Raw genomic sequence first — 23,542 nt, forward strand, 5'->3', positions numbered from 1 at the left:
TCCAACCACTGAGTCAAGTTCTCACCAAAGCGGTCGAGAAGTGGACCATGACCCCCTCCCGTGGCCTTCGTGCCCTGCTGGCCTGCACGGCGGCGCTCGTGCTGGTCCCCGGCGCCGCGCAAGCGGCGACGATCACCTCCGCGACCTCGGGTGACTGGGATGATCCCGGCACCTGGGCCGGCGGTGTAGCCCCCGGGAGTGGGGACACGGCGAAGATCAGATCCGCGAACGCCGTGGCGCTCGTCGCGGACGTCAACGTCACCGGCGTCGAGCTCGAGGGCGGCGCCAACCTCGACCTCGACGGCCACCAGCTCTCCACCAGCGGCGACGCGACGCTGGGCGGCGACTTCTACAGCACCTCCTGGCTCACGGACGGAACGCTCACGGTCGGCGGCAAGCTGTTGGTCCAGAACAGCGCGGTCAGCAACGTCGCGGTCACGGTGAACGGCACGAGCGAGTTCAGCGGCCCGCTGCCGGGTGACAGCGAGGCGTCCTCGTTCTGGCAGAGCTCGACCCTGACCCAGACCACCGGCGACCTGACGCTCTCCGGGCACCGGTTCACCGGCGACCTGGACCCGGTTCTCGACAACACCAGCCTCTTCGTCCGCGGCACGAACGACCTCAACGGCCGCCAGCTCACGCTCACCGGCTGGGGCGGCGTGTACTTCGAGCCGACCGCCCTGACGGGCATCGGCGGCGCGCCGATGCTCAGCGTCGGCGCGCTCACGGTGTCGGGCATGCACCAGACGACGGTCGACTGGTCGGGCATCGTGGGTGGCGCGGCGGACCTCGACCGCGTGAACCTGATCGCCGCCGCGGCCGGTGACGCCACCGACCTCATCTACAACAGCTCCGGCAGCACCGTGTTCGGCGGCCCGCTGACCGGCGAGTCGCTGCACGCGACCTACAGCGGAAACCCGCGCCCCGCGGCCAACCCGCTGCCGTCGGCCTCCTCGTCGAGCAGCCTCCCCGGCCACGCGCTCGTGGGCGACACGATCACGTGCGACCCCGGTACCTGGACGCCGGACGGCACCAAGGTCTACGCCTGGACGTCCGACGGCAACGTGATCGGCGGCGAGACCACCAGCACCTTCGTCGCCACGAGCAACGAGCTCGGCACCGACGTCAAGTGCACCGTCGAGGTCAGCGCCGGCGGCGTCACCGGCACGGAGGCATCCAGCAACGCGGTCCACGTCGACGTCGCGCCGGGCAACATCATCGAGCCCGAGCCGAGCTCGGCCAACGCCGATCCGACCGCGGCACGCGTCGGCGACGTCCTCACCTGCGACGAGGGCCTGTGGTCCGGGATCGCGCCGACCTACACCTACGCCTGGCAGCGCGACGGCAACCCGATCGGCGGCGCCACCGCGCGCACCTACACCGTCGTCGACGCCGACCGGGGCGCCGAGATCACGTGCTCGGTCGTCGCCAAGGACGGCCTCGCCAGCTCGTCCGCGGTCGTCTCGGTCACGGGCGTCGAGATCGCTTCCGGCCCGACGCCGACCGTCGCGCCGACCGCGACCAGCACGCGGACGCCCACCAACCGCGCGACGACGGGTGACGTGCTCACCTGCGCCCCCGGCCAGTGGAGCGCCCAGGGCACCTTCTCCTACGCCTGGAAGCGTGACGGCAACGTCATCAACGGCGCCACCGCCACCACCTACACCGTCGTCGGCGTGGACCTGGGGACGAGCCTCACGTGCTCGGTCACGCTGACGACGGCCGACGACACCGGCAACGCGGACACCGCCGCCGTCGTGGCCGTCGCCACGCCCGCCAACTCCGTCGCGCCGGCCATCACCGGCGCCCCGCTCACCGGCAAGACCACGACGGGCGTCCAGCTCACGTGCGCGCCGGGCACGTGGAGCGGCAGCCCGACCTACGCCTACGCGTGGAAGCGCGGCACGACCACCGTAGCGAGCACGAGCACCTACACGCCCGTCAGCGCCGACGCCGGGAACACGCTGACGTGCGAGGTCGTGGCCACCACCAACTCGATCAGCAGCGCGGCCTCCTCGTCCACGGGCGTCGCGGTGTTCATCCTCCCCGTCAACTCCGTCGCGCCCAGCGTCACGGGCACGCCGGTCGCCGGCAAGACGCGGGTCGGCCTGGCCGTCACGTGCGCGCCCGGCACGTGGAGCGAGAGCCCCACGTTCACGTACGTCTGGAAGCGCAACGGCACCCCGATCGGCGGAGCGACCGCGGGCGCGTACACGCCGGTCGGCGCCGACGTCGGCATGGCGCTGAGCTGCTCGGTGGCCGGCTCGGCCAACGGGTTCAGCGCGGCCGCCGTCGACAGCACCGGCGTCGCCGTCGTCGCCACCTCCGAGAACACCGGGGCGCCGTCGATCACCGGCGCGCCGGTGGCGGGCAAGACCACGCTCGGCGTCCAGCTGACGTGTGACCCCGGCACGTGGACGCTCAACCCGACGCTCGACTACGCGTGGAAGCGCGGCACGACGACGGTCGCCACGACCTCCACCTACACGCCCGTCACCGCGGACGGCGGCCACACGCTCAAGTGCGAGGTCACCGCCCTCGCCAACGGCGTCCCGAGCGCCGCGGCGGCGACCGACGGCGTCGCCGTCCTCCCCGATCCGGACAACACGGTGGCGCCGTCGATCAGCGGCTCCGGGATCGTCGGCGAGGCGCTCACCTGCGCCACCGGCAGCTGGGCGGGCACGCCCGACCTGTTCGTGCGCTGGCTGCGCGGCGGCACGGTCGTCGCCTCCGGCTCGAGCGTCTACACGATCGTGCGCGCCGACCGGGGCTCCGAGCTGCGCTGCAAGGTCACCGCCACGACGCTGAGCGTCGAGCGCACCGCGCTCTCGGCGCCGGTCACCGCCAAGGCGGGCGCGCCGATCACCATCACCGAGCAGCCCGAGGCGACGCTGCCCTCGCGCAAGACGCGCGTGAGCTACACGCTCGCGCCGGACGTGGCCGTGACCGGCTGCACGCTCAACGGCGCCGCGCTCGCCTCGTGCGCGAGCCCGATCGACCTCACCGGCCTGCAGATCGCGGCGGACTACGCCCTCGTCATCGCCCTCCGCAACGAGTACGGGGAGGACGAGAGTCGCACGGTGAGCTTCCAGACGGTCGTGCCGCCGGACGTCCGGCTCACGCAGGTCCCCGGTGGGAACATCGGCTGGCTGCAGTCGCTGACCGTCCGCTACGAGATCTCCGACGAGGCGACGGCGGCCTGCACGCTCGACGGCCGGCCGATCGCGTGCTCGCGCACGGAGGCGCAGTTCTTCGCTCCGGAGGAGTTCGGCACGCACGTGTTCCAGGTGACGGCCTCGTTCCCGTCCGGCAAGCAGGCCAGCGAACGCTGGAGCTTCTTCATCTCGACCCAGGGAGCGGGGCAGCCGTACCTGCCCGGGGCCGTCAGCGTCCCGGCCTCGGCCTGGGTGAACGTGCCGTACTACAACGGCCACTTCGACGACGTGCAGATCTCGGCGCCCTTCCCGTACGAGCGCGTGAGTGATCTCGGGAAGCCGGCCATCCGCTTCAAGGCCCCGGCCAAGGCCGGAACCTACGAGGTGTCCGCGACGGACGGCTCGCGTCGGCGGAACTACAAGATGCAGGTCACGGTCTACGACCCGGCCGCCGTGACGACCACCAGGCAGGCGGGTGGCGTGACCGACGCCAAGTCGCCGATCACCTGCCCTGAGGGGACGCCGGGCACCTTCTACAGCTGGTACGTGGACGACCGGCTCGTCCAGACGAGCACGAGCAACGAGCTGCCGGTGGCCTCCGTGCCCAAGAACGGCGTCGTGTCGTGCGCGGTCAACGATCCGGTGAAGGGCTTCACGCCGCCGGTGAAGGTGCTGCTCTCCGACGGCACGCGCCTCGGGGCGTCGGTCGGCTCCGACACCGTCTCCATGAGCGTCAGCGGCGCCGTGACGGTGGAGATCGACGTCAAGGAGAAGCGGATCACGGGCGTCTCCTCGGCCGCCAAGCCCAAGCGGGCGAAGTACACGAAGGTGAAGACGATCAAAAAGAAGCTCCGCCGCGGCTGGACGCGGGTCTCGATCGGCCGCAAGCTGCCCAAGTCGGGCTACCAGGTCACGATCAGGATCAAGAAGGGCAAGCGGTACAGCAAGCCGCTGGTCTTGAGCAAGGGGTAGCCACCGTGGGTGACGGGCGCTCTGTGCACCTCAGCACGGAGCGTCCGTTCCCACTACTGAGTCAAGTTCGGTCCATTTCTGCCGAGAAGTGGACCATGACGTCCATTCGAGGCCTCCGTGCCCTGCTGGCCCTCGTGGCCGCGCTGCTGCTGGTCCCCGGCGGCGCCCAAGCGGCGACCATCACGTCGACCGCGTCCGGCGACTGGGACGATCCAGCCACCTGGTCCGGCGGGGTGATCCCTGACACACCGGACACGGCCGTGGTCGACGCCGGCGACGAGGTGACGCTCACGGGCGACGTCACCGCCGGCGGCCTCGAGCTCAAGGGCACCGGCACGCTGAAGCTCAGCGGCCGGAAGCTGACGAGCAGCGGCGACGTGACGCTCGGCGGCGGTCACGGCACGCCGTCCGCGATCTCCGGCGGTACGGTCGACGTCTCCGGCGAGCTGCGCGTCCAGAACACCTCGGTCAGCAACGTCGGCTTCACGGTCACGAACGGCTCGACCGTCTTCAGCGAGGCGCTGCCGGGTGATTCCGCGGCCTCCTCCTCCTGGCAGAGCTCGACGCTCACGCAGAGCGGCGGCCTCGCGTGGTTCATGGGCCACAAGCTCACCGGCGCGCTGAACCCGGTGCTGCACGACACCGTCGTGACCGTCCAGGGCACCAACGACTTCGGCAGCGCGCAGCTCTCGCTCACCGGCACTGGCCCCGTCTACTTCGAGCCCACCGGGGTGTCGGGCCTCAACGGCCCCGCGATGCTCAGCGTCGGCCAGCTGCTCGTCACCGGCATGCACCAGACCACGATCGACTGGGCGGGCATCACCGGCGGCGCCGCGGACACCGACCGCGTGAACCTGATCACCACCGCGGCCGGTGACGTCACCGACCTCATCTACAGCGACAACTCCACCACCACCTTCGGCGGCCCGCTGACCGGCGAGTCGCTGTACACCACCTACAGCGGCAACCCGCGCCCCGCGGCGAACCCGCTCCCGTCCGTGTCCTCGTCGAGCGGCCTCCCCGGCCACGCGGCCGTGGGCGACACGATCACCTGCGCCCCCGGCACCTGGACGCCCGACGGCACCAAGGTCTACGCCTGGACCTCCGACGGCGACGTGATCAACGGCGAGACGGCGAGCACCTTCACCGTGACGAGCGCCGAGCTCGGCACCGACGTCAAGTGCACCGTCGAGGTCACGGTCAGCGCCGTCACCGGGACCGCGGAGTCCAGCAACGCGGTCCACGTCGACACGGGCCCGGTCGCGACGACGCCGCCAGCCGCGACGAGCACGCGCACCCCGAACACGTCCGCCACGACCGGTGACGTCCTCACCTGCGCCCCCGGCGTCTGGAGCCCGGACGGCCCGAAGACCTACGCGTGGAAGCGCGGCGCCACCGTCATCGGCGGCGCGACCGCGTCGACCTACACCGTCGTGCCGGCCGACCTCGGCGCCAGCGTCAAGTGCTCGGTCAGCGTCACCGTCGCCGGGGAGACGGGCACCGCGGACTCCGGCGCCGTGAGCGTCATCGCCGCGCCCGCCAGCTCGGTCGCGCCCAGCATCAGCGGCGCCGTCGCGGGAGGCACGTCCACGCCCGGCGTCCAGCTCACCTGCGCCCCGGGCACCTGGAGCGGCAGCCCGAGCCACACCTACGCGTGGAAGCGCGGCACGACGACCGTCGCCACGACCAGCACCTACACGCCGGTGAGCGGCGACGTGGGCGGCACGCTCAAGTGCGAGGTCACCGCGACCACGAGCGGCATCAGCGCCGCTGCGACCTCGACCGGCGTCGCGATCGCCAACGCGCCGGACAACACCGTCGCCCCGGCCATCACGGGCGCGCCGGTCGCCGGGAAGACCCGCGCCGGGGGCCAGCTGACCTGCGCGCCCGGCACCTGGACCGAGAGCCCCGCGTTCACGTACGCATGGAAGCGCAACGGCACGCCCACGGGCGTGACGACGCCGACCTTCACACCGACGAGCGGCGATGTCGGCGACACCTTCACCTGCGCAGTGACCGCCATCGCCCACGGGCTCACCGCGCTGCCCGTCGCGTCGAGCGGCGTCGAGGTCGTCGCGACGGCCGCGAACACCGTGGTGCCGTCGATCACCGGCGCGCCCGCCACGGGCAAGACGACGCCGGGCGTCGCCCTCACGTGCGACCCGGGCACGTGGACGCTCACCCCGACGCTCGACTACGCGTGGAAGCGCGGGTCGACCACGGTGTCCACGACGAGCACCTACACGCCGGTCGCCGCGGACGCGGGCCACACGCTCACGTGCGCGGTGACCGGCACGGCCAACGGGGTGCCGAGCGCGGCGATCAGCACGAGCGGGATCGCGGTCCTTCCGATCCCCGACAACACGGCCGCGCCGGCGATCAGCGGCTCCGGCGTCGTCGGTGAGGCGCTCACCTGCGCCACCGGCAGCTGGGCGGGCACCCCCGACCTGTTCGTGCGCTGGCTGCGCGGGCAGGAGGTCGTCGCCTCCGGCTCGTCCATCTACAACGTCGTCCGCGCCGACCGGGGCGCCGAGCTGCGCTGCAAGGTCACGGCGACGACGCTGGGCGTGGAACGCGACGCCACGTCCGCGCCGGTGACGGCCAAAGCCGCAGCGCCGATCACGATCGACGAGCGCCCGGAGGGGACGATCACGTCTGCCAGCACGCGCGTCGCGTACACGCTCGCGCCCGACGTGACCGTCACCGGCTGCACGCTCAACGGCACGGCGCTGGCCTCCTGCGCGAGCCCGATCAACCTCGACGGGCTGGCGAGCAAGGCCGACTACGCGCTCGTGCTCACCCTCCGCAACGAGTACGGCGAGGACGAGACGCGCACGGTGAGCTTCTCCACCGACCTCGGCGGCCCGTCGGTCTCGATCCTCAACTGGCCCGTCGTCGCCCTCGGCTACTCGAGGATGGACCTGCAGTTCCAGGTGAGTGCGGGCGCGATGGTGGCCTGCACCTACGACGGGCGGCCGGTGCACTGCACGCCCGCCGGGGCGCAGGTCTTGGTGACCGACCCCGGACAGCACGTGTTCGAGGTGACCGCCACCGACGCGTACGGCGCAACGGCCTCGGACCGGCGCACGCTCAGAGTTTTGGCGCCCGAACGCTTCCTCCCGCAGTCGGTCACCGTCGTCGCGTCCAGCGCGACCACGATCCCGGCCTCGCGCGACCTGCGCTCGCTCACGATCAAGGCCCCTGGGCTCCTGGCGGGACCCGTCGGCGGGGACAAAGCGGCGTTCGGCCTGCGGGTCTACGTGCCGGCGAAGCTCGGGAGCTACACCATCACCGTGTCCGACGGGCTCCGGAGCTCGGAGACCGTCGTCAGGGTCGTCGCCTCGGAGGAGGTGGTCGTCGACGAGACCGTGGGCGGCCTCACCGACCCCGACGCCCCGCTGGTCTGCCCGAAGGGTACGGCCGGCTCGTTCTACAGCTGGTACATCAACGACAAGCTCGTCCGCACGGACGCGAGCAACGTGTTCCCCGTCAAGCTGGTGCCCAAGACCGGCACGGTGTCCTGCAGGGTCAACGACCCCGAGGGGGGTCTCCAGCCGCCGATCAAGACGCTGATCCAGGACGGCGTCCGCATGGGCGTGACGCTCACGCCCGGTGGCGCCGTCAGCCTCGGCTTCAGTGGCGGCGGCCACGTCCAGATCATGCTCGCGGGCGAGTCCGGGACCGGCGTGCGGTCCGCGAGCGCCGCCAAGGCCAAGCCGAAGCGGGCGAAGTACAAGACGCTGAAGGTGATCGACAAGAAGGTCCGCCGGGGCTGGACGCGCGTCTCGCTGGGCCGCAAGCTGCCCAAGTCGGGCTGGAAGATCACGGTCAAGCTGAAGAAGGGCAAGCGGTACGGCAAGCCGCTGGTCTTGAGCAAGGGTTAGCGCCTGCTAAGTGGCGGCCGCGGAAGCGCTAACGTGGCCGCCACTTATGCCTGAGCAATATGACTGCATCGTCATCGGCTCCGGGCCGGGTGGGTATGTCGCCGCGATCCGTGCCGCCCAGCTCGGGATGAAGACCGCCGTGGTGGAGAAGGACAAAGTCGGTGGGCGTTGCCTGAACTACGCCTGCATCCCGGCCAAGGCCGTCCTGCGCGTCGCGGACATCCTCTCCGAGATCGACGAGGCCGACGAGTTCGGCATCGACGTCCCCAGCCGCGAGGTCGACTTCTCCAAGGTCTCCGTGCGCCGTGAGAAGGTCGTCAAGACCCTCACCGGCGGCGTGGCCGGCCTGATGAAGAAGAACAAGATCGACGTCATCGAGGGCGAGGGCTCGCTCGCCGACGGTGGCGTGAAGGTCGGCGACGAGGTCTACCAGGCCTCGAAGGCGATCATCCTCGCCACCGGCTCCGTGCCCAAGCCCGTCCCCGGCACCCGGTTCGGCGGCCGCGTGATCGGCACCGAGGAAGCGTGGGCGCTCGAGACGCTGCCGAAGAAGATCGCCGTGCTCGGCGCGGGCGCGTCCGGCTCCGAGATCGCCTCGGCTTATGGGCGCCTCGGGACCGAGGTCCTGCTGTTCGAGATGCTGGACCGCGTGCTCCCGACGGAGGACGCGGACATCTCCAAGGTCGCCGGCCGCCAGCTCGCCAAGCAGAACATCAAGATCAGCCTCGGCGTGCCGGTCGAGAACGTCCAGTCGCACGACGACAAGGTCACGTTCACGTACGGCGACAACTCCGACGAGGTCGAGTACCTGATCATCGCCGCCGGCCGCGGGCCGGACGTCGAGGCGCTCGGGCTCGACAAGGCCGGCATCAAGCTCACCGACCGCGGCCTGATCGAGGTCGACGGCGCGCTGCGCACGTCGGTCGACAAGATCTACGCGATCGGCGACCTCGTCCCCGGTCCCGCCCTCGCGCACAAGGCGTCCGACGAGGGCGTCATCGCCGTCGAGGACGCCGCGGGGCTCAAGACGCACCCGATCGAGTACGTGGACATCCCGCGCGCGACGTTCTGCACGCCGAACGTGGCGAGCTTCGGCCTCACCGAGCAGCAGGCCCGCGACGCCGGCATGGACGTCGTCGTCGGCAAGCTCCAGTACGGCGCGGTCGGCGCGGGCACGGTCTACGGCGACCGCACCGGCGTGATCAAGATCATCGGCGACAAGAAGTACGGCGAGCTGGTCGGCGGCCACATCGTGGGCGCGAAGGCCACCGAGCTGATCCAGGAGCTGGTGAACGCCAAGGCGCTCGAGGGCGGCTACGCCGAGGTCGCGCGCATCGTCCACGGCCATCCGACCCTGTCGGAAGGCGTGATGGAGGCCGCCCGCGCCGCGGACGGCTGGTTGATCCACGGCTAGGCCGTGGGCCAACCCCGCTTCTATTACGACCTCGCCTCCCCCGAGAGCTACCTCGTCGCCGAACGAGCGCTCCACGCGGTGGGCGAGGTCCCGGAGTGGATCCCGGTGAGCTTCGGCCCGCCGGCGTTCCGCTGCGCGGAGGAGGTCGCCTCCTACCGCGAGGACGTCGAGCGCCGGGCGGCGGCGCTCGGCGTGCTGCCGCTCCGCTGGCCGGAGCCGTTCCCGGCCGACGAGCTGACGTGGGCGACGCTCGCCGCCACCTACGCGAAGGGCATCGGACGGGGCGTTGCGTTCGCGCTCGCCGCCCTGCGCCAGGCGTTCGCCGCCGGCCGTGACCTGGGCGAGCGCGACAACGTGCTGCTCGCCGCCGCCGCGTGCGAGATGCACCCGCAGGCCGTGATCAAGGGCGTCGAGCTGGCGTCCACGGCGCGTGCGCTCGAGGACGCGCACGCGCGTGCCGCGGCCGACGGCGTCGACGCCGTGCCCGCCATCTGGGTCGACGGCCAGGTGCTCGCCGGCGACCGTGCGATCCCGGCGGCATGATGCGCGCCAACCGCGCTTACGAGCTGATCGTCCACCGCCAGGGCCGCTTCTTCCGCCCGTCCGACAAGCTCGAGCAGGTCGAGGTCGTGGAGATCGACACGGGCGAGACGATCCTCTTCTGGGACACCCGCCCGCGCGACACCGGCAAGCTCGCCCGCGCCCTCCGCGCCGACCTCGCGCAGCTCGAGGCCGAGGAGTTCATCGCGCGCTGGCGCCGCTACGAGACCTAGCGTTCGATCGCCTCACTCCGCGACCCGTGCGAGGCGGTCGATCATCGTCTGGATGACCGGGCCGTAGGTCGCGGCGATCGCGCCTTCCAGCGGGCCGGGCGCGCGCAGGTCGACGGCGACGAGGCTGCCGGTGCCCTGCTCGACCACCCGGTGGGTCATCTCGGCCGGGCCGACCTGCCAGGTCCAGGAGCGCTCGGACTTGGCCGTGATCTTCGCGGGCACCGGGATCACGCCGAACAGGCGCGCGGCGCCGACCGCACCCTGGCGGACCTCCGGCGAGCCGAGTCCCCAGGCACCGCGGACGTGCGGTGCCCACGCCGACCACGTGGCCGGGCGCGCCATCAGCGCCCACGCGATCGGCGCCGGCGCCGCCGAGTCAGCCGTCCAAGTCCGCATGCTTTTGGGCTACCCCCGCTCAGGCGCGCAGGACCACCTTGAGCGCGTCATGTTCGCCCGCCGCCGCGAAGACGTCGTACGCGTCCTCGATCCGGTCGAGCGCGAACTCGTGCGTGCCGAGCTTCTCCGCCTCCATCTTCCCGTCGCGCGCGAGCTTGAGCAGCGTCGGGATCGTCGTGCCGCTCACGAGGCCGGTGGTGATCGTGATGTTCTTGATCCACAGGTCCTCGAGGTGGAGCGTGGTCGGGGCGCCGTGCACGCCGATGTTCGCGACGACACCGCCCGGCCGCACGATCCGCGTGCACAGGTCGAACGTCGCGGGGATGCCCACGGCCTCCATCGCCACGTCCACGCCCGCGCCGTCGGTGATCGCGAGGATCTCCTGCTCGGCGTTCTCGCCACCCAGCACGGTGTGCGTCGCGCCGAAGCGCTCGGCGTGGCGCAGCCGCGAGGTCTCCATGTCGACGGCGATGATCCGCCCGGCGCCGGCGATCGCGCCGGTCATCATCGCCGCCAGCCCGACCGGGCCGGCGCCGACGACCGCCACCGTGTCCCCCGGCTGCACGCGCCCGTTCTGGACGCCGATCTCGTAGCCCGTCGGCAGGATGTCGGCGAGGAACAGCACCTGCTCGTCCGAGACGCCCTCGGGCACCACGTGCACCGAGGTCTCGGCGTAGGGCACGCGCGCGTACTCGGCCTGCACGCCGTCGATCAGGTGCCCGAAGATCCAGCCGATCCCGCCGACGGCGTCGCAGTGCGCCGCCATCCCCGCCTTGCACGGCCCGCAGCGGCCGCACGACGTGATGGCGGGCACGAGCACCCGGTCACCCTGCTTCAGCGACGACACGGCGGCGCCGGTCTCGACGACCGTGCCCACCGCTTCGTGCCCGAGGATCCGCCCCTCGGTCACGGCCGGCACGTCCCCTTTGAGGATGTGCAGGTCGGTGCCGCAGATCGTGGTCGTGTCGACCTTGACGATCACGTCGGTCGGGTCCTGGATGCCCGGATCGTCGACCTCGTCCCACGAGCGCTGCCCCGGCCCGCCGAACACCAATGCCTTCATCACTCCCCCTTGGTGGCTCGCCCGCCATGTTCAGGCCGTCGCGTTACCGCGCCGCTGCATGGGTATGGGGACGGCATGGCGGATGGGCTCGACGCGGCGCGTGAGTGGCTCCAGGCGATGCTGCTGATCCGGCGCTTCGAGGAGCGCGCGGGCGCGATGTACGCGAAGAACAAGGTCGGCGGGTTCCTGCACCTCGCGATCGGTGAGGAGGCGACGATCGTCGGCGCCGTGCGGGCGATGCGCGACGACGACTACCTGATCTCCACGTACCGGTCGCACGGGCACGCGATCGCGCGCGGGACCGACCCCAAGCGCGTGATGGCGGAGCTGTTCGGCAAGGCGACCGGCGTCAGCGGTGGCCGCGGCGGCTCGATGCACATGTTCGACGGCGAGCGGCGCTTCATGGGCGGCTACGGGATCGTCGGCGGCAACCTGCCGCTCGCGGCAGGGATCGCGCTCAGCAGCGACTACCGGGAGACCGACGAGGTCACCGTCTGCGTGTTCGGCGACGGCGCCGCCAACCAGGGCACGTTCGGCGAGACGCTCAACCTCGCCGCGCTGTGGAAGCTCCCGGTCGTCTTCATGGTCACCAACAACCAGTTCGGCATGGGGACGGCGCTGGAGCGGCACACGGCGCAGACCGACCTGCACAAGCGCGGCGAGGGCTTCGGCGTGCCCGGCCTGCGCTGCGACGGGATGGACGTCGGCGACACGTACGAGGTCATGAGCGAGGCGATCGAGCGCGCCCGCACCGACCGCACGCCGATCCTCGTGGAGGCGGTCACGTACCGCTTCGCCGGGCACTCGATGGCGGACCCGGAGGAGTACCGCGAGAAGGATGAGGTCAAGGAGTGGCGGGAGCAGCACGACCCGATCAAGAACTTCGCCGCCAAGCTCGAGGACGTCGACCTCGACGCGCTCGACGAGGAGATCGGCACGCGCATCGACGCGGCCGTCGAGTTCGCGGAGGAGTCCGACTTCCCCACGCCCGAGTCGATGCAGGACCACCTGTATGCCTGAGCTCCGGTACCGGGAGGCGCTCAACCAGGCGCTGCGCGAGGAGATGGAGCGCGACGACCGCGTCTTCATCATCGGCGAGGACATCGGCGTCTTCCAGGGCGCGTTCAAGGTCACCCAGGGCCTGTTGGAGGCGTTCGGGGACCAGCGCGTGCGGGACACGCCGATCTCGGAGAACACGATCGTCGGCGTCGGCGTGGGCGCCGCGATGACCGGGTTGCGGCCGGTCGTCGAGCTGATGACGGTCAACTTCAGCCTGCTCGCGCTGGACCAGATCGTCAACCACATGGCCGCGATCCCCTACATGTTCAACGGGCAGGTCAAGGTGCCGATGGTCGTGCGGATGCCGCAGGGCGCCGGCCATCAGCTCGGTCCCACGCATTCGCACTGCCTCGAGGCGCTCTACCTGCACGTGCCGGGCATCCTGCTCGCGGTCCCGTCCACGCCGGCCGACGCCAAGGGCCTGTTGAAGGCCGCGATCCGCGACGACAACCCGGTCGTCTTCATCGAGCACGAGTCGCTGTACGGGGCCAAGGGCGAGGTGCCCGAGGACGCCGACCACCTCGTCGACTTCGGCCAGGCCGCGATCCGCCGCGAAGGCGAGGACGTGACGATCGTCGGCATCTCGCGGATGGCGATCACCGCCCAGCAGGCCGCGGAGACCCTGGCGGACGAGCACGACATCGCCGCCGAGGTGATCGACCCGCGCACGCTGCGCCCGCTCGACCTGCCGACGATCCTGGAGTCGGTCCGCAAGACGAACCGGTGCGTGATCGTCGAGGAGGGCTGGCCGCACGGCGGCGTCGGCGCCAACCTCGCGGCGCTCATCCAGGAGCAGGCGTTCGACTACCTGGACGCGCCGATCCAGCGGGTCACCGGCGCCGACCTGCCGATGCCGTACTCCAAGCCGCTCGAGCAGCTCGCGTTCCCGCACGCGGAGCAGATCGTCGAGCGCGTGCGTTCGATGGTCTGAGACAACTAACCTGTCCGCGCGTTGAGCACTCCCGGCGAGCGCGGACTGAAGGACGCGGCGCGGCACCTCGGTGCCGTCCTACCGCACGGCCGGTCGTTGCCCGAGGCGGAGTGGCAGTCCCGCCAGCGCGGGCTGCGGTGGCTGCTGTGGGCGCACGTCGTCGCCATCCCGATCATCACGCTGCTGTTCGACCAGGGGATCGACCAGGCGGCGCTGGACCTCTTCACGCCGACGTTCTTCGCGGTGATCGCCCAGCTGCGGCGCGGCAGCCGGCGCGTGCAGTCGCTGATCGTGACCATCGGCCTGCTCTCGTGCAGCGCGCTGATCGTCCACATCACCGGCGGCCTGATCCAGGCGTACTTCCACTTCTTCGTGATGGTCGCGGCGCTGTCGCTGTACGAGGACTGGCTGCCGTTCGCCACCGCCGTGCTGTACGTCGGCATCCAGCAGACGATCACCGCGGAGATCGTCGACTACGACGAGGCGAACTCGCCCTGGCGCTGGGCGGCCGTGCACTCGGCGTTCATCGCCGCGCTGTCGCTGGTGTGCCTCGCGACCTGGCGCGCGTCCGCGCGTGACCGCGAGGCCTTCCGGTCACTCGTCGAGACGCTCGAGGAGGGCGTCGTGATGATCGACCGGGGCGGGACGATGGTCACGGCCAACCCGAGCGCGTCGCGGATCCTCGGCATGGACCCGACGGAGGTGATCTCGGGGTACGGCGTCAACGGCGAGTGGTCGTTCGTCGACGTGGACGGCCGGCCGTTGCCGCTGCGCGAGACGCCGCTGATCATCACCTCGATGACCGGGCAGCCGCAGGTGGCGGTCGTCGCGGGCCTGCGGCGCAGGCAGAAGGAGACGCGCTGGCTGTCGATCTCCACGCGCGCCGTCGAGACCGACCGCGAGCCGCCGTACACGATCGTCGTCTCCTTCACCGATGTCACCGAGGAGCGCGAGGCCGCGGAGGCGCTCGAGCGCTCCAACACCGAGCTCTCGCAGTTCGCCTACATCGCCTCGCACGACCTGTCCGAGCCGCTGCGGATGGTGTCCAGCTACCTCGGCCTGCTGCGCCGCCGCTACCACGGCAAGCTCGACCAGGACGCGGACGAGTTCATCGAGTACGCGGTCGACGGCGCGGCGCGCATGCGCCAGCTGATCGAGGGCCTGCTCGAGTACTCGCGCGCCGGGCGCAGCGAGGAGCCGGCCGAGCCGGTCTCGCTGTCGCTGGTGACCGCGGACGTGCTGCGCTCGCTCGCGGTGGCGATGGTCGACTCCGGCGCCGAGATCGAGATCGGCGACCTGCCCACGGTGATGGGCAACCGCGGCCAGCTCGAGCAGCTGCTGCAGAACCTCGTCGCCAACGCGCTCAAGTTCAACGGCGACGGGCGCGCGCGCGTGTGGGTCTACGCGGAGGGCGAGGCGCACGGGATGACGCAGATCGCGGTTGCGGACGGCGGCATCGGCATCGCGCCCTCCAAGCGCGAGCACGTGTTCGAGATGTTCCAGCGACTGCACGACCGCGAGGCCTACGAGGGCACCGGCATCGGCCTGGCGGTCTGCCGCAAGATCGTCGAGCGCCACGGCGGCCGCATCTGGGTCGACGGGCGCGAGGGCGGCGGCACCGTCTTCCGGTTCACCTTGCCGTCCGGGTAATACTGGGGTCCTATGGGAGACGTCGCCATGCCCCGCCTGTCGGACTCGATGGAAGAGGGGACCATCCTCAAGTGGCTGAAGTCCGACGGAGATGACGTCTCCAAGGGCGAAGAGCTCGTCGAGATCGAGACCGACAAGGCCAACATGACCTACGAGGCCGACGAGGCCGGGACGCTCGAGATCGTGGCCCAGGAGGGCGACACGCTCGCGGTCGGCGAGACGATCTGCCGGCTCGGCGAGGGCGGCGGCTCGTCCGACGAGGACGAGCAGCCCGAGGCCGAGGAAGAGGCCGACGAGCAGGGCGACGAGGGCGCGGCCGACGAAGCCTCCGAGGAGGAGGCAGCAGACGAGGAGCCGGAGCCCGAGGCCGAGGAGGACGCGGGCGAGGACGAGCCGGACGACGACGAGGCCGAGGACGAGCCGGACGACGAGGCCGAGGACGAGCCGGAGGAGCCCGAAGCCGAGGAGCCTGAGCCGGGCGAGGCCGACGGCCGCGTCAAGGCGTCTCCGATCGCGCGTCGGATCGCGCAGGAGCAGGGCATCGACCTGTCGACGATCGAGGGCAGCGGCCCCGGCGGCCGGATCGTCAAGGCCGACGTCGAGCAGACCGAGGCGCAGCCCGAGCCCGAGGCGGAGCCGCAGGCCGAGGAGGAGGCGCCCAAGAAGCGTCCCTCCGACCAGGGCCGCGGCGACATCGACTACGTGGAGCTCAACCGCCTGCAGCGCACGGTCGCGCGGCGGATGGCGGAGTCCAAGGCCACCGCGCCGGACTTCGTGATGACGGTCGAGGTCGACATGGAAGAGGCGGTCACGCTCCGCCAGCAGCTCAAGGCCGTCGCCGGCGACGCGCCCGCGCCGTCGTTCAACGACTTCGTGATCAAGGCCGCCGCGCTCGCGCTCAAGGACTTCCCGCGCGCGAACGGCGCCTACCGCGACGGGCAGTTCGAGCAGTACTCGCGCGTGAACGTCGGCGTCGCGGTCGCCGGCCAGGACGCGCTCGTCGTGCCGACTGTGTTCGACGCCGACAAGAAGGGCCTGGGCCAGATCGCCGAGGAGGCGTGCAAGCTCGCCGAGCGCGTGCGTGACGGCAAGATCACGCCGCCCGAGCTCTCGGCCGGCACGTTCACGATCTCCAACCTCGGCATGTACGGCATCAAGCGCTTCGTGGCCGTCATCAACCCGCCGCAGGCCGCGATCCTCGCCGTTGGCGAGCTCACGCCGCGGCCGGTCGTGCGCGACGGCGAGGTCGTGATCCGCTCGATCATGGAGCTCACGCTCACCTGCGACCACCGGATCCTCTACGGCGCCGAGGCCGCCGAGTTCCTGGGCCGCATCCGCGAGTACCTCGAGACGCCGCTGCGTCTCGCCCTCTAGCCGGGAGAGGCTCGTAGCCCTCGCCGCGGTCAGACGGCGAGGGCCCCGCTCGTCGGGTCAGGGGGGACCGACGACCAAGTCGAGCGAGAAGAAGATGCCCGAACGTCGATTCCCGCAAAATCGGACGTTCGTCCAGTCAACATAAAGCGCCTGGCACTTTAACTTCGGTTCGGCAGGCGCTCGGTGTCGCGGACCAGGCCGGCGGGCGACTGGTCGGTGTTGACGAAGAAGCAGATCGGGTGGCGCTCGCCCGCGCGATAGACGCAGGCGCGGTAGCGCTCGTCCTCCATCTGGCGGGTGTCCATCGTGGCGAGGCCGCCGGCGAAGTCGGGCTCCTCGCGCAGCACGTAGTCGTGCACGGCGAGGAAGACGGCCGCGCGGTCGCGCTCTTGGCCGAGGCGCGCGGAGCGGTGCGCGACCCCGCCGACCAGCAGCGCGGCGGTGATCGCGACGAGCAGCGCCGTGCCGGCGTAGTCGCGGGCGATGATGAACGGCAGGTCACGACGGCGCCGGCGCAGCGCGAGGCCGAGGAACGGTGCGACGACCGCCACGGCGAGCAGGTTCATGAACCCGACGAGCAGGACCGCGCCCACGGCGTCCCCGCCCGTTCCTTGGAACGGGAGCCGGGCCACGAGCACCGCGTCGAGCGCCGTGGCCATGGCGAATGTGGGCCATTGCCAGGCGCCGCGCAATCGCCAGCGCAGCCGCCGCAACCGGATGGACTCGACCATCGTCGCCGTCAACGATAACCCGCCATGCCGTAGGCTCACCAGTGACCGGACAGCGACGGAGATCCCGTTCATCCGGGACGGCGCGTGCCTTGGCGATCCTGGGGCGGCGCACAGAAATCGCGAAGGAGAGACACGCCAGATGGCCACCGAGACGGCCCGAACCGAAGTTCCCCCCGACGTAACCGAGCATCTCACGACAGAGGACCGAACCGGTCTGCTGCGCGCGATGCTGATGATGCGGGGGATCGAAGAACGCGCGATGACGCTCTACCGGCAGGGCAAGGTGCCAGGGAGCTTCTACGACGGGTTCGGCCAAGAGGCCGTGTCCGCCGGGGCGACGTGGGCGATGGCCGCCCAGGACCGCCTGTGCATCCTTCACCGTGATCTCGCCGCCCACATCATCCGCGGCGTCGAGCCGTGGCGGATCTTCGCCCAGTACATGGGGCGGGCCGACGGCATCACCCGCGGCCGCGACGGCAACGTCCACTTCGGGGACCGCACGAAGGGCTGCGTCGGCATGGTCTCGATGCTCCCGGACATGATGCTGATCGCCACCGGCATGGCGATGGCGTTCAAGCTGCGCGGCGAGGAGCGCTGCGCGATCACCTGGTTCGGCGACGGCTCGACCTCCCGCGGCGACTTCCACGAGGCCATGAACTGGGCCGGCGTGCAGAAGCTGCCGGTGATCTTCATCCTCGAGAACAACCAGTACGCGTACTCCACGCCGCTGGACCAGCAGTTCGCGGTCAACCCGATCGAGCGCGCCGCCGCCTACGGCTTCCCGGGCGTCAGCGCCGACGGCAACGACCCCGAGGCGATGTTCGAGGTCGTCCGTGCCGCCCGCGAGCGCGCGATCGCCGGCGAGGGCCCGACGCTCGTCGAGGCCGTGACCATGCGCATGCACGGCCACGCCGCGCACGACGACATGAAGTACGTCCCGACCGCCCAGGTCGAGGAGTGGCGCGCGAAGGACCCGATCGACCGCCAGGTGCGGCGCCTCGAGGCGCTCGGCGTCGACACGCAAGCCGTGCGCGACAGCGTCAAGGCCGAGATCGAGGCGGCCGTGGAGCGCGCGCTGCAGTCCCCGCAGCCTGACCCCGAGACCGTGCTCGACGGCCTGTTCGCCGACGAGCCGGCCCTGCTCGAAGACGGCAACGGCCCCTGGTCGGGCTTCCGGAGCTAGCCCATGCCCACCATGACCTACCTGCAGGCGATCTCCGACGCCATGCGCGAGGAGATGCGCGCCGACGAGCGCGTGTTCCTCATGGGCGAGGACATCGGGACCTTCGGGGGCGCCTTCAAGGTGACCGACGGGTTCATCGACGAGTTCGGCCCCAAGCGCGTGATGGACACGCCGCTCGCCGAGTCGGCGATCATCGGCTGCGCGATCGGCTCGGCCGTCGAGGGCCTGCGCCCGATCGCGGAGATGCAGTTCTCCGACTTCGTCTCCTGCGGCTTCGACCAGCTGGTCAACGTCGCCGGCAAGACGTACTACCGGATGGGCCTGTCGGTGAACATCACCGTCCGCCTCCCCTCCGGCGGCGGCTTCTCCGGCGGCCCGTACCACTCGCAGAACCCGGAGGCGTGGTTCATGCACGCGCCGGGCCTGAAGATCGTCGCGCCGAGCACCGCCGAGGACGCGAAGGGCCTGCTGATCAGCGCCGTGCGCGACCCCAACCCGGTGCTCTTCATGGAGCACAAGCACCTCTACCGCCGCGTGAAGGGCGACGTGCCCACCGGGTCCTACGAGACCCCATTCACGGCGCGGATCGCGCGCGAGGGCACCGACCTGACGGTGATCGCCTACGGCGCGATGGTCCACACCGCGCTCGAGGCCACCGCGGACCTCGACGGCTCCGTCGAGGTGCTGGACCTGCGCTCGCTCGTCCCGCTCGACGAGGAGGCGATCCTCAAGAGCGTCCGCAAGACGAGCAAGGTCGTGATCGTCGACGAGGCCAACCAGATGTGCGCCGCGGGCGCCCAGGTGGCGGCGATCATCGCCGAGCGCGCCTTCGAGGACCTCGACGGCCCGGTCGTCCGCGTCGCGACGCCGGACGTGCCGATCCCGTTCTCGCCCACGCTCGAGCAGTCCGTGCTGCCGCAGGTCGACGACGTCAGGGAGGCGTGCCGTGAGCTCCTCGAGTACTGACACGACGCACGTGGACGTGACGATGCCCCAGATGGGCGTCTCCGTCGCCGAGGGCACGGTCGTCGAGTGGAACAAGCAGGTCGGCGACTGGGTCGAGGCCGACGAGATCATCTGCTCGATCTCGACGGACAAGATCGACACCGACGTGGAGTCGCCCGCGACCGGCCGCGTGGCCGAGATCATCGTCGCCGTCGGCGACACGGTGGACGTGGGCGTCGTGATGGCCAAGATCGCCACGGACGCCAAGCCGGGTGAGGCGCACGCGTCCGAGAACGGCACCGGCACGGGCGAGGCCACGGCCGCGCTGGAAGCGCCCGGCGAGGCCGGCGAGCTGTCGGGCGACACGACCGCCGACTACGAGGGCACGACCCAGCGCCGCCCGCCCCGGCCGGCCGGCGGCAACCGCCGCTTCTCGCCCGTGGTGATGCGGATGGCGGCCGAGCACAACCTCGACCTGTCGCAGATCGAGGGCTCGGGCCGTGGCGGGCGCGTCTCCAAGAAGGACGTGCTGGCGTTCCTGGAGAACGGCGGCGCCGCCGCGGAAGAGCCGCCGATGCACATCGAGTCGCCCTACCGGCCGGACGAGCCCGCGCTCAAGCGCAAGCCCAGGCCGCGCCTGCAGCGCGTCGAGGAGGTCCCGGCCCAGGCCGCGGCCGCTCCGGCGCCCGCGGCGGCGCCCGCACCGGTGGGCGGCCAGCCGCTCTCGCGCATGCGCCAGGCGATCGGCTCGCGGATGGTCGAGTCGCTGCAGACCGCGGCGACGTGCACGACCATCGCCGAGGCGGACATGAGCCGGATCGAGGCGGCCCGCGCCGCGGCGAAGCTCAGCTACCTGCCGTTCCAGGCCCGCGCGACGATCGAGACGCTGCTCGAGTTCCCGCAGCTCAACGCGACGCTCGAGGACGGCCAGCACACCGTCTACAGCGACGCGGTGCACCTCGGGATCGCGGTCAGCCTCGGCTCCGGCGGCCTGATCGTCCCGGTCATCCGCGACGCGCAGGACCTGAGCGTCGAGGGCTTGGCGAAGCGCATCAAGGACATCGCCGTCCGCGCCCGCAACAACCAGCTGACGCCGGACGAGGTCAGCGGCGGCACGTTCACGATCACCAACCCCGGCGGCTACGGCTCGATCATGGCGACGCCCGTGATCAACCTGCCGCAGGTCGGCATCCTGGACACCGAAGCGGTCGTCAAGCGCCCGGTCGTGATCACGGACGAGCTCGGCAACGACTCGATCGCGATCCGCAGCATGACCTACCTCTGCATGTCGTGGGACCACCGTGCCCTCGACGGCGCGTACGCGGCGCAGTTCCTGAGCGCGCTGCGCAAGAAGCTCGAAGCCTGGCCGATCACATAGCCAAGAGAGAGATGGTCTGACGGACACCCGCCCCGGGCTCACCCGGGGCGGGGCAGGCCCTCAAGGTTCCGCCGCCCGGACCGACTCCAAGGGCATGAGCCGTTGGGCCATCTACCTGGCGTTCGGCCTGCTCTCGATCGCGCTGTACCTCGCGCCGGGCCCGCTGCAGCACGCCGACGCCGTCATCGGCCTGCTCGGAGCCGTGACGGTCGTCGCGACGCTCCTCGTGGTGATCCTCGGCCGGCCCGTCGCCCGCTTCGCGTGGGGCCTGATGGCCGCGGCGCTGCTGCTGATCTTCACCGGCGACCTGATGCCACAGGGTCCGGGGTTCGGCCTCGACGACGTCTTCTACTTCGCGTTCTACCCGCCGATGCTGGCCGGGGTGGTGCTGCTCGTGCGCCACCGCACCCGCAGCGCCCGCGCCGGTGCGCTGATCGACGGGCTGATCCTCACGCTCGGGCTCGCGCTGCCGTCGTGGATCGTGCTGATCGCACCCTCCTTGCACGAGGGCGACCTCACCTTCGTCGACGCGATCGTGCGCGTCGGCTTCCCGGTCGGTGATCTGCTGCTGCTGGGCGGGATCGTCCAGCTGGCGCTCGACGGCGGCCGTCGCGGCCCGGCGTTCCACCTGCTGGTCGGCAGCGTCTCCGGGCTGCTGCTGTCGGACTTCGCCACCGGCCTGATGACCGCCAGCGGGCAGACGGCGGCCGACGACCCGCTGGTCCTGGTCGCCTGGATGGTCTCCTTCGTGCTCTGGGGCACGGCGGTCCTGCATCCGTCGATGCGCACCCTGGCCGAGCTGGCGCCCGCACGCCGTGAGGTGCTGCTGACCCGCACACGGCTGATCCTGCTCACGTGCGCCTCGCTCGTCGCCCCGGTGCTCTCCCTCACGCACGACCTCCGCGAGGGTGACTGGGACTACGCCGTGGTCCAAGCCGTGTCGCTCGCCCTGTTCGCGCTCGTCATCGCGCGCATGACCGGGCTGGCCCGCCGCGAGCGGACGCTGTCCGCCCAGCTGCACCGCCGCCACGGCGAGGACCGCTTCGCGGCGCTCATCCGCAACACGCGCGACCTGCTGCTCGTCGTCAACCCGGGCGGGGGCGTCAGCTACGCCAGCCCGTCCGTCGCGCGGATCCTCGGCACGGAGCTGACCGCGTCCTTCCTGATCCCCGAGGACCGCACGCGGGTGCGCGCGGCGCTGGCGGCGTCCGCGCAGGGCGAGGACGTGGCCCCGTTCGAGTGCACGCTCGTGGACCTCCGCGGCGATCAGCGCGTCTTCGAGGTCCACCTCACGAACCTCACCGAGGAGCAGCACGTCGGCGGCATCCTGCTCAACGCCCGCGACGTCACCGAGCGCCGGGCGTTCGAGGCGCAGCTGACCCACCAGGCCTTCCACGACCCCGTCACCGGGCTCGCGAACCGGGAGCTGTTCGTCCGCCGCGTGCGCCAGGCGATCAGCCAGGCGCGGCGCAGCGGCCACACGCTGGCCGTGCTGTTCCTCGACCTCGACGACTTCAAGCTCGTCAACGACTCGCTCGGCCACGCCACCGGCGACGAGATCCTCGTCGAGGTCGGCCGCCGGCTCGACGGCGGCGTGCGCGGCGTGGACACGGCCGCCCGCTTCGGCGGTGACGAGTTCGCGCTGCTGCTCGAGGACGTCGACAGCCACGCCGCGGCCGAGGCCGCGCGGCGCATCCTCGACCTGCTCGCGACCCCGATCCGCACCGGCGGGCGGGAGCTGACCTTGCGCGCGAGCCTCGGCGTCTCGGTCGCCCAGGGCGCCGACCCGCGCGACGCCGAGGACCTGCTGCGCGACGCCGACGCCGCGATGTACCACGCCAAGCGCGACGGGCACGGCGGGTACCGGCTGTTCGAGCCGGCCATGCACGCCGACGTGCTCGCGCGCCTCGAGCTGCGCACCGACCTGCAGCGCGCGATCGACGCGGGCGAGCTGGAGCTGCACTACCAGCCCGTCGTCCGCCTCGTCGACGGCGCGACCACCGGCTTCGAAGCGCTGATGCGCTGGCGTCACCCTGAGCGCGGGCTCATCTCCCCCGCCGACTTCATCCCGATCGCCGAGGAGACCGGGCTGATCGTCCCGATGGGCCGGTGGGCGCTGCTCGAGGCCACGAGCCACCTGCGCGCGCTCGGCAGCCTCTACCGGATGAACGTGAACCTGTCGGCCAAGCAGCTGCAGGACCCGGAGCTGGTCTACGACGTGCGCGCCGCGATCGAGGGGATCGACCCACGGCGCCTGACGCTCGAGCTGACCGAGTCGATCGTGATGGAGGACACGGGCCACGCGGTCGCGCAGCTCACCGCGCTCAAGGCGCTCGGCGTCCGGCTCGCCCTCGACGACTTCGGCACGGGCTACTCGTCGCTCGGCTATCTCAGCCGCCTGCCCGTCGACGTGCTCAAGCTCGACCGCACCTTCCTGGCCTGCGACGAGCCGAACCTGATCGCGGCGGTCGTCGGCCTCGGCCAGGCGCTCGCGCTCGACGTGGTCGCCGAAGGCATCGAGGAGGAGGAGCAGTGGCGCACGCTGCGCGAGCTCGGCTGCCACTATGGCCAGGGCTTCCTCTTCTCCAAGCCGCTCAGCGCCGCCGATTCGCTGGCCGCCGTGCACTGATGTCT

16 protein-coding genes are annotated in these 23,542 nt (G+C 71.3%); 13 read left to right on the forward strand and 3 right to left on the reverse strand.

The window, feature by feature from the left end; translation table 11 throughout:
• Positions 1–47 precede the first annotated feature (47 nt).
• The 5 genes from C8N24_RS10490 to C8N24_RS10510 all read left to right on the forward strand — a co-directional run bounded on the left by C8N24_RS10490 (position 48) and on the right by C8N24_RS10510 (position 10,198).
• Positions 48–4,127 carry a hypothetical protein gene (locus C8N24_RS10490; RefSeq protein WP_121249979.1) on the forward strand — a complete coding sequence of 1,360 codons (4,080 nt, stop codon included), beginning with the start codon at positions 48–50 and terminating at the stop codon, positions 4,125–4,127.
• A 95-nt stretch (positions 4,128–4,222) separates the two neighbouring features.
• On the forward strand, positions 4,223–8,011 hold the full coding sequence (locus tag C8N24_RS10495) for a hypothetical protein (protein WP_147447736.1): 3,789 nt from the start codon (positions 4,223–4,225) through the stop codon (positions 8,009–8,011).
• Between the two features lie 46 nt (positions 8,012–8,057).
• A complete protein-coding gene (gene lpdA / locus C8N24_RS10500; protein WP_121249981.1) occupies positions 8,058–9,425 on the forward strand; it encodes a dihydrolipoyl dehydrogenase in 1,368 nt (455 codons plus the stop codon).
• A gap of 3 nt (positions 9,426–9,428) precedes the next feature.
• Entirely contained in the window at positions 9,429–9,968 is a 540-nt protein-coding gene (locus C8N24_RS10505; protein WP_121249982.1) for a DsbA family protein, read from the forward strand.
• Positions 9,965–10,198, forward strand: coding sequence for a hypothetical protein (locus C8N24_RS10510; protein WP_147447737.1), 234 nt, complete (start codon positions 9,965–9,967; stop codon positions 10,196–10,198). The genes C8N24_RS10505 and C8N24_RS10510 overlap by 4 nt, the downstream gene beginning before the upstream one ends.
• Positions 10,199–10,210: 12 nt before the next feature.
• Here C8N24_RS10510 and C8N24_RS10515 read toward each other — a convergent pair whose 3' ends face one another.
• Together C8N24_RS10515 and C8N24_RS10520 are read right to left on the reverse strand one after the other, a co-directional pair.
• A complete protein-coding gene (locus C8N24_RS10515; RefSeq protein ID WP_121249984.1) occupies positions 10,211–10,594 on the reverse strand; it encodes an SRPBCC family protein in 384 nt (127 codons plus the stop codon).
• Between the two features lie 19 nt (positions 10,595–10,613).
• Positions 10,614–11,657, reverse strand: coding sequence for a zinc-dependent alcohol dehydrogenase family protein (locus C8N24_RS10520; protein ID WP_121249985.1), 1,044 nt, complete (start codon positions 11,655–11,657; stop codon positions 10,614–10,616).
• Between the two features lie 75 nt (positions 11,658–11,732).
• On the opposite strand from C8N24_RS10520, the gene pdhA reads away from it, so the two are divergent.
• Genes pdhA through C8N24_RS10540 form a run of 4 tightly spaced genes read left to right on the forward strand, consistent with a single transcriptional unit; the run spans position 11,733 to position 16,671 of the window.
• Complete coding sequence (gene pdhA / locus C8N24_RS10525) at positions 11,733–12,677, forward strand: pyruvate dehydrogenase (acetyl-transferring) E1 component subunit alpha (protein WP_121249986.1); 945 nt, start codon at positions 11,733–11,735, stop codon at positions 12,675–12,677.
• Positions 12,670–13,647: an alpha-ketoacid dehydrogenase subunit beta gene (locus C8N24_RS10530; protein ID WP_121249987.1), complete on the forward strand. Its 978-nt coding sequence runs from the start codon at positions 12,670–12,672 to the stop codon at positions 13,645–13,647. The genes pdhA and C8N24_RS10530 overlap by 8 nt, the downstream gene beginning before the upstream one ends.
• Before the next feature lie 21 nt (positions 13,648–13,668).
• On the forward strand, positions 13,669–15,297 hold the full coding sequence (locus C8N24_RS10535) for a sensor histidine kinase (RefSeq protein WP_121249988.1): 1,629 nt from the start codon (positions 13,669–13,671) through the stop codon (positions 15,295–15,297).
• A gap of 12 nt (positions 15,298–15,309) precedes the next feature.
• Complete coding sequence (locus tag C8N24_RS10540; protein ID WP_121249989.1) at positions 15,310–16,671, forward strand: dihydrolipoamide acetyltransferase family protein; 1,362 nt, start codon at positions 15,310–15,312, stop codon at positions 16,669–16,671.
• A gap of 158 nt (positions 16,672–16,829) precedes the next feature.
• Here C8N24_RS10540 and C8N24_RS10545 read toward each other — a convergent pair whose 3' ends face one another.
• Positions 16,830–17,402, reverse strand: coding sequence for a hypothetical protein (locus C8N24_RS10545; protein WP_147447738.1), 573 nt, complete (start codon positions 17,400–17,402; stop codon positions 16,830–16,832).
• 226 nt (positions 17,403–17,628) lie between these two features.
• Here C8N24_RS10545 and C8N24_RS10550 point away from each other — a divergent pair, with 226 nt between their 5' ends.
• From C8N24_RS10550 to C8N24_RS10565, 4 genes are all read left to right on the forward strand, one after another.
• A complete protein-coding gene (locus tag C8N24_RS10550) occupies positions 17,629–18,585 on the forward strand; it encodes a thiamine pyrophosphate-dependent dehydrogenase E1 component subunit alpha (protein ID WP_245971819.1) in 957 nt (318 codons plus the stop codon).
• Positions 18,586–18,588: 3 nt separating this feature from the next.
• Positions 18,589–19,551 carry an alpha-ketoacid dehydrogenase subunit beta gene (locus tag C8N24_RS10555; protein ID WP_121249992.1) on the forward strand — a complete coding sequence of 321 codons (963 nt, stop codon included), beginning with the start codon at positions 18,589–18,591 and terminating at the stop codon, positions 19,549–19,551.
• Positions 19,552–19,573: 22 nt separating this feature from the next.
• Positions 19,574–20,908, forward strand: a complete 1,335-nt coding sequence (locus C8N24_RS10560) for a dihydrolipoamide acetyltransferase family protein (protein WP_121253114.1) — start codon at positions 19,574–19,576, stop codon at positions 20,906–20,908.
• Positions 20,909–21,002: 94 nt separating this feature from the next.
• Positions 21,003–23,537: a putative bifunctional diguanylate cyclase/phosphodiesterase gene (locus C8N24_RS10565; RefSeq protein WP_121249993.1), complete on the forward strand. Its 2,535-nt coding sequence runs from the start codon at positions 21,003–21,005 to the stop codon at positions 23,535–23,537.
• Positions 23,538–23,542 lie beyond the last annotated feature (5 nt).

It is taken from the genome of Solirubrobacter pauli (genome assembly GCF_003633755.1).
In the GTDB taxonomy this organism is placed as follows: Bacteria; Actinomycetota; Thermoleophilia; order Solirubrobacterales; family Solirubrobacteraceae; genus Solirubrobacter; species Solirubrobacter pauli.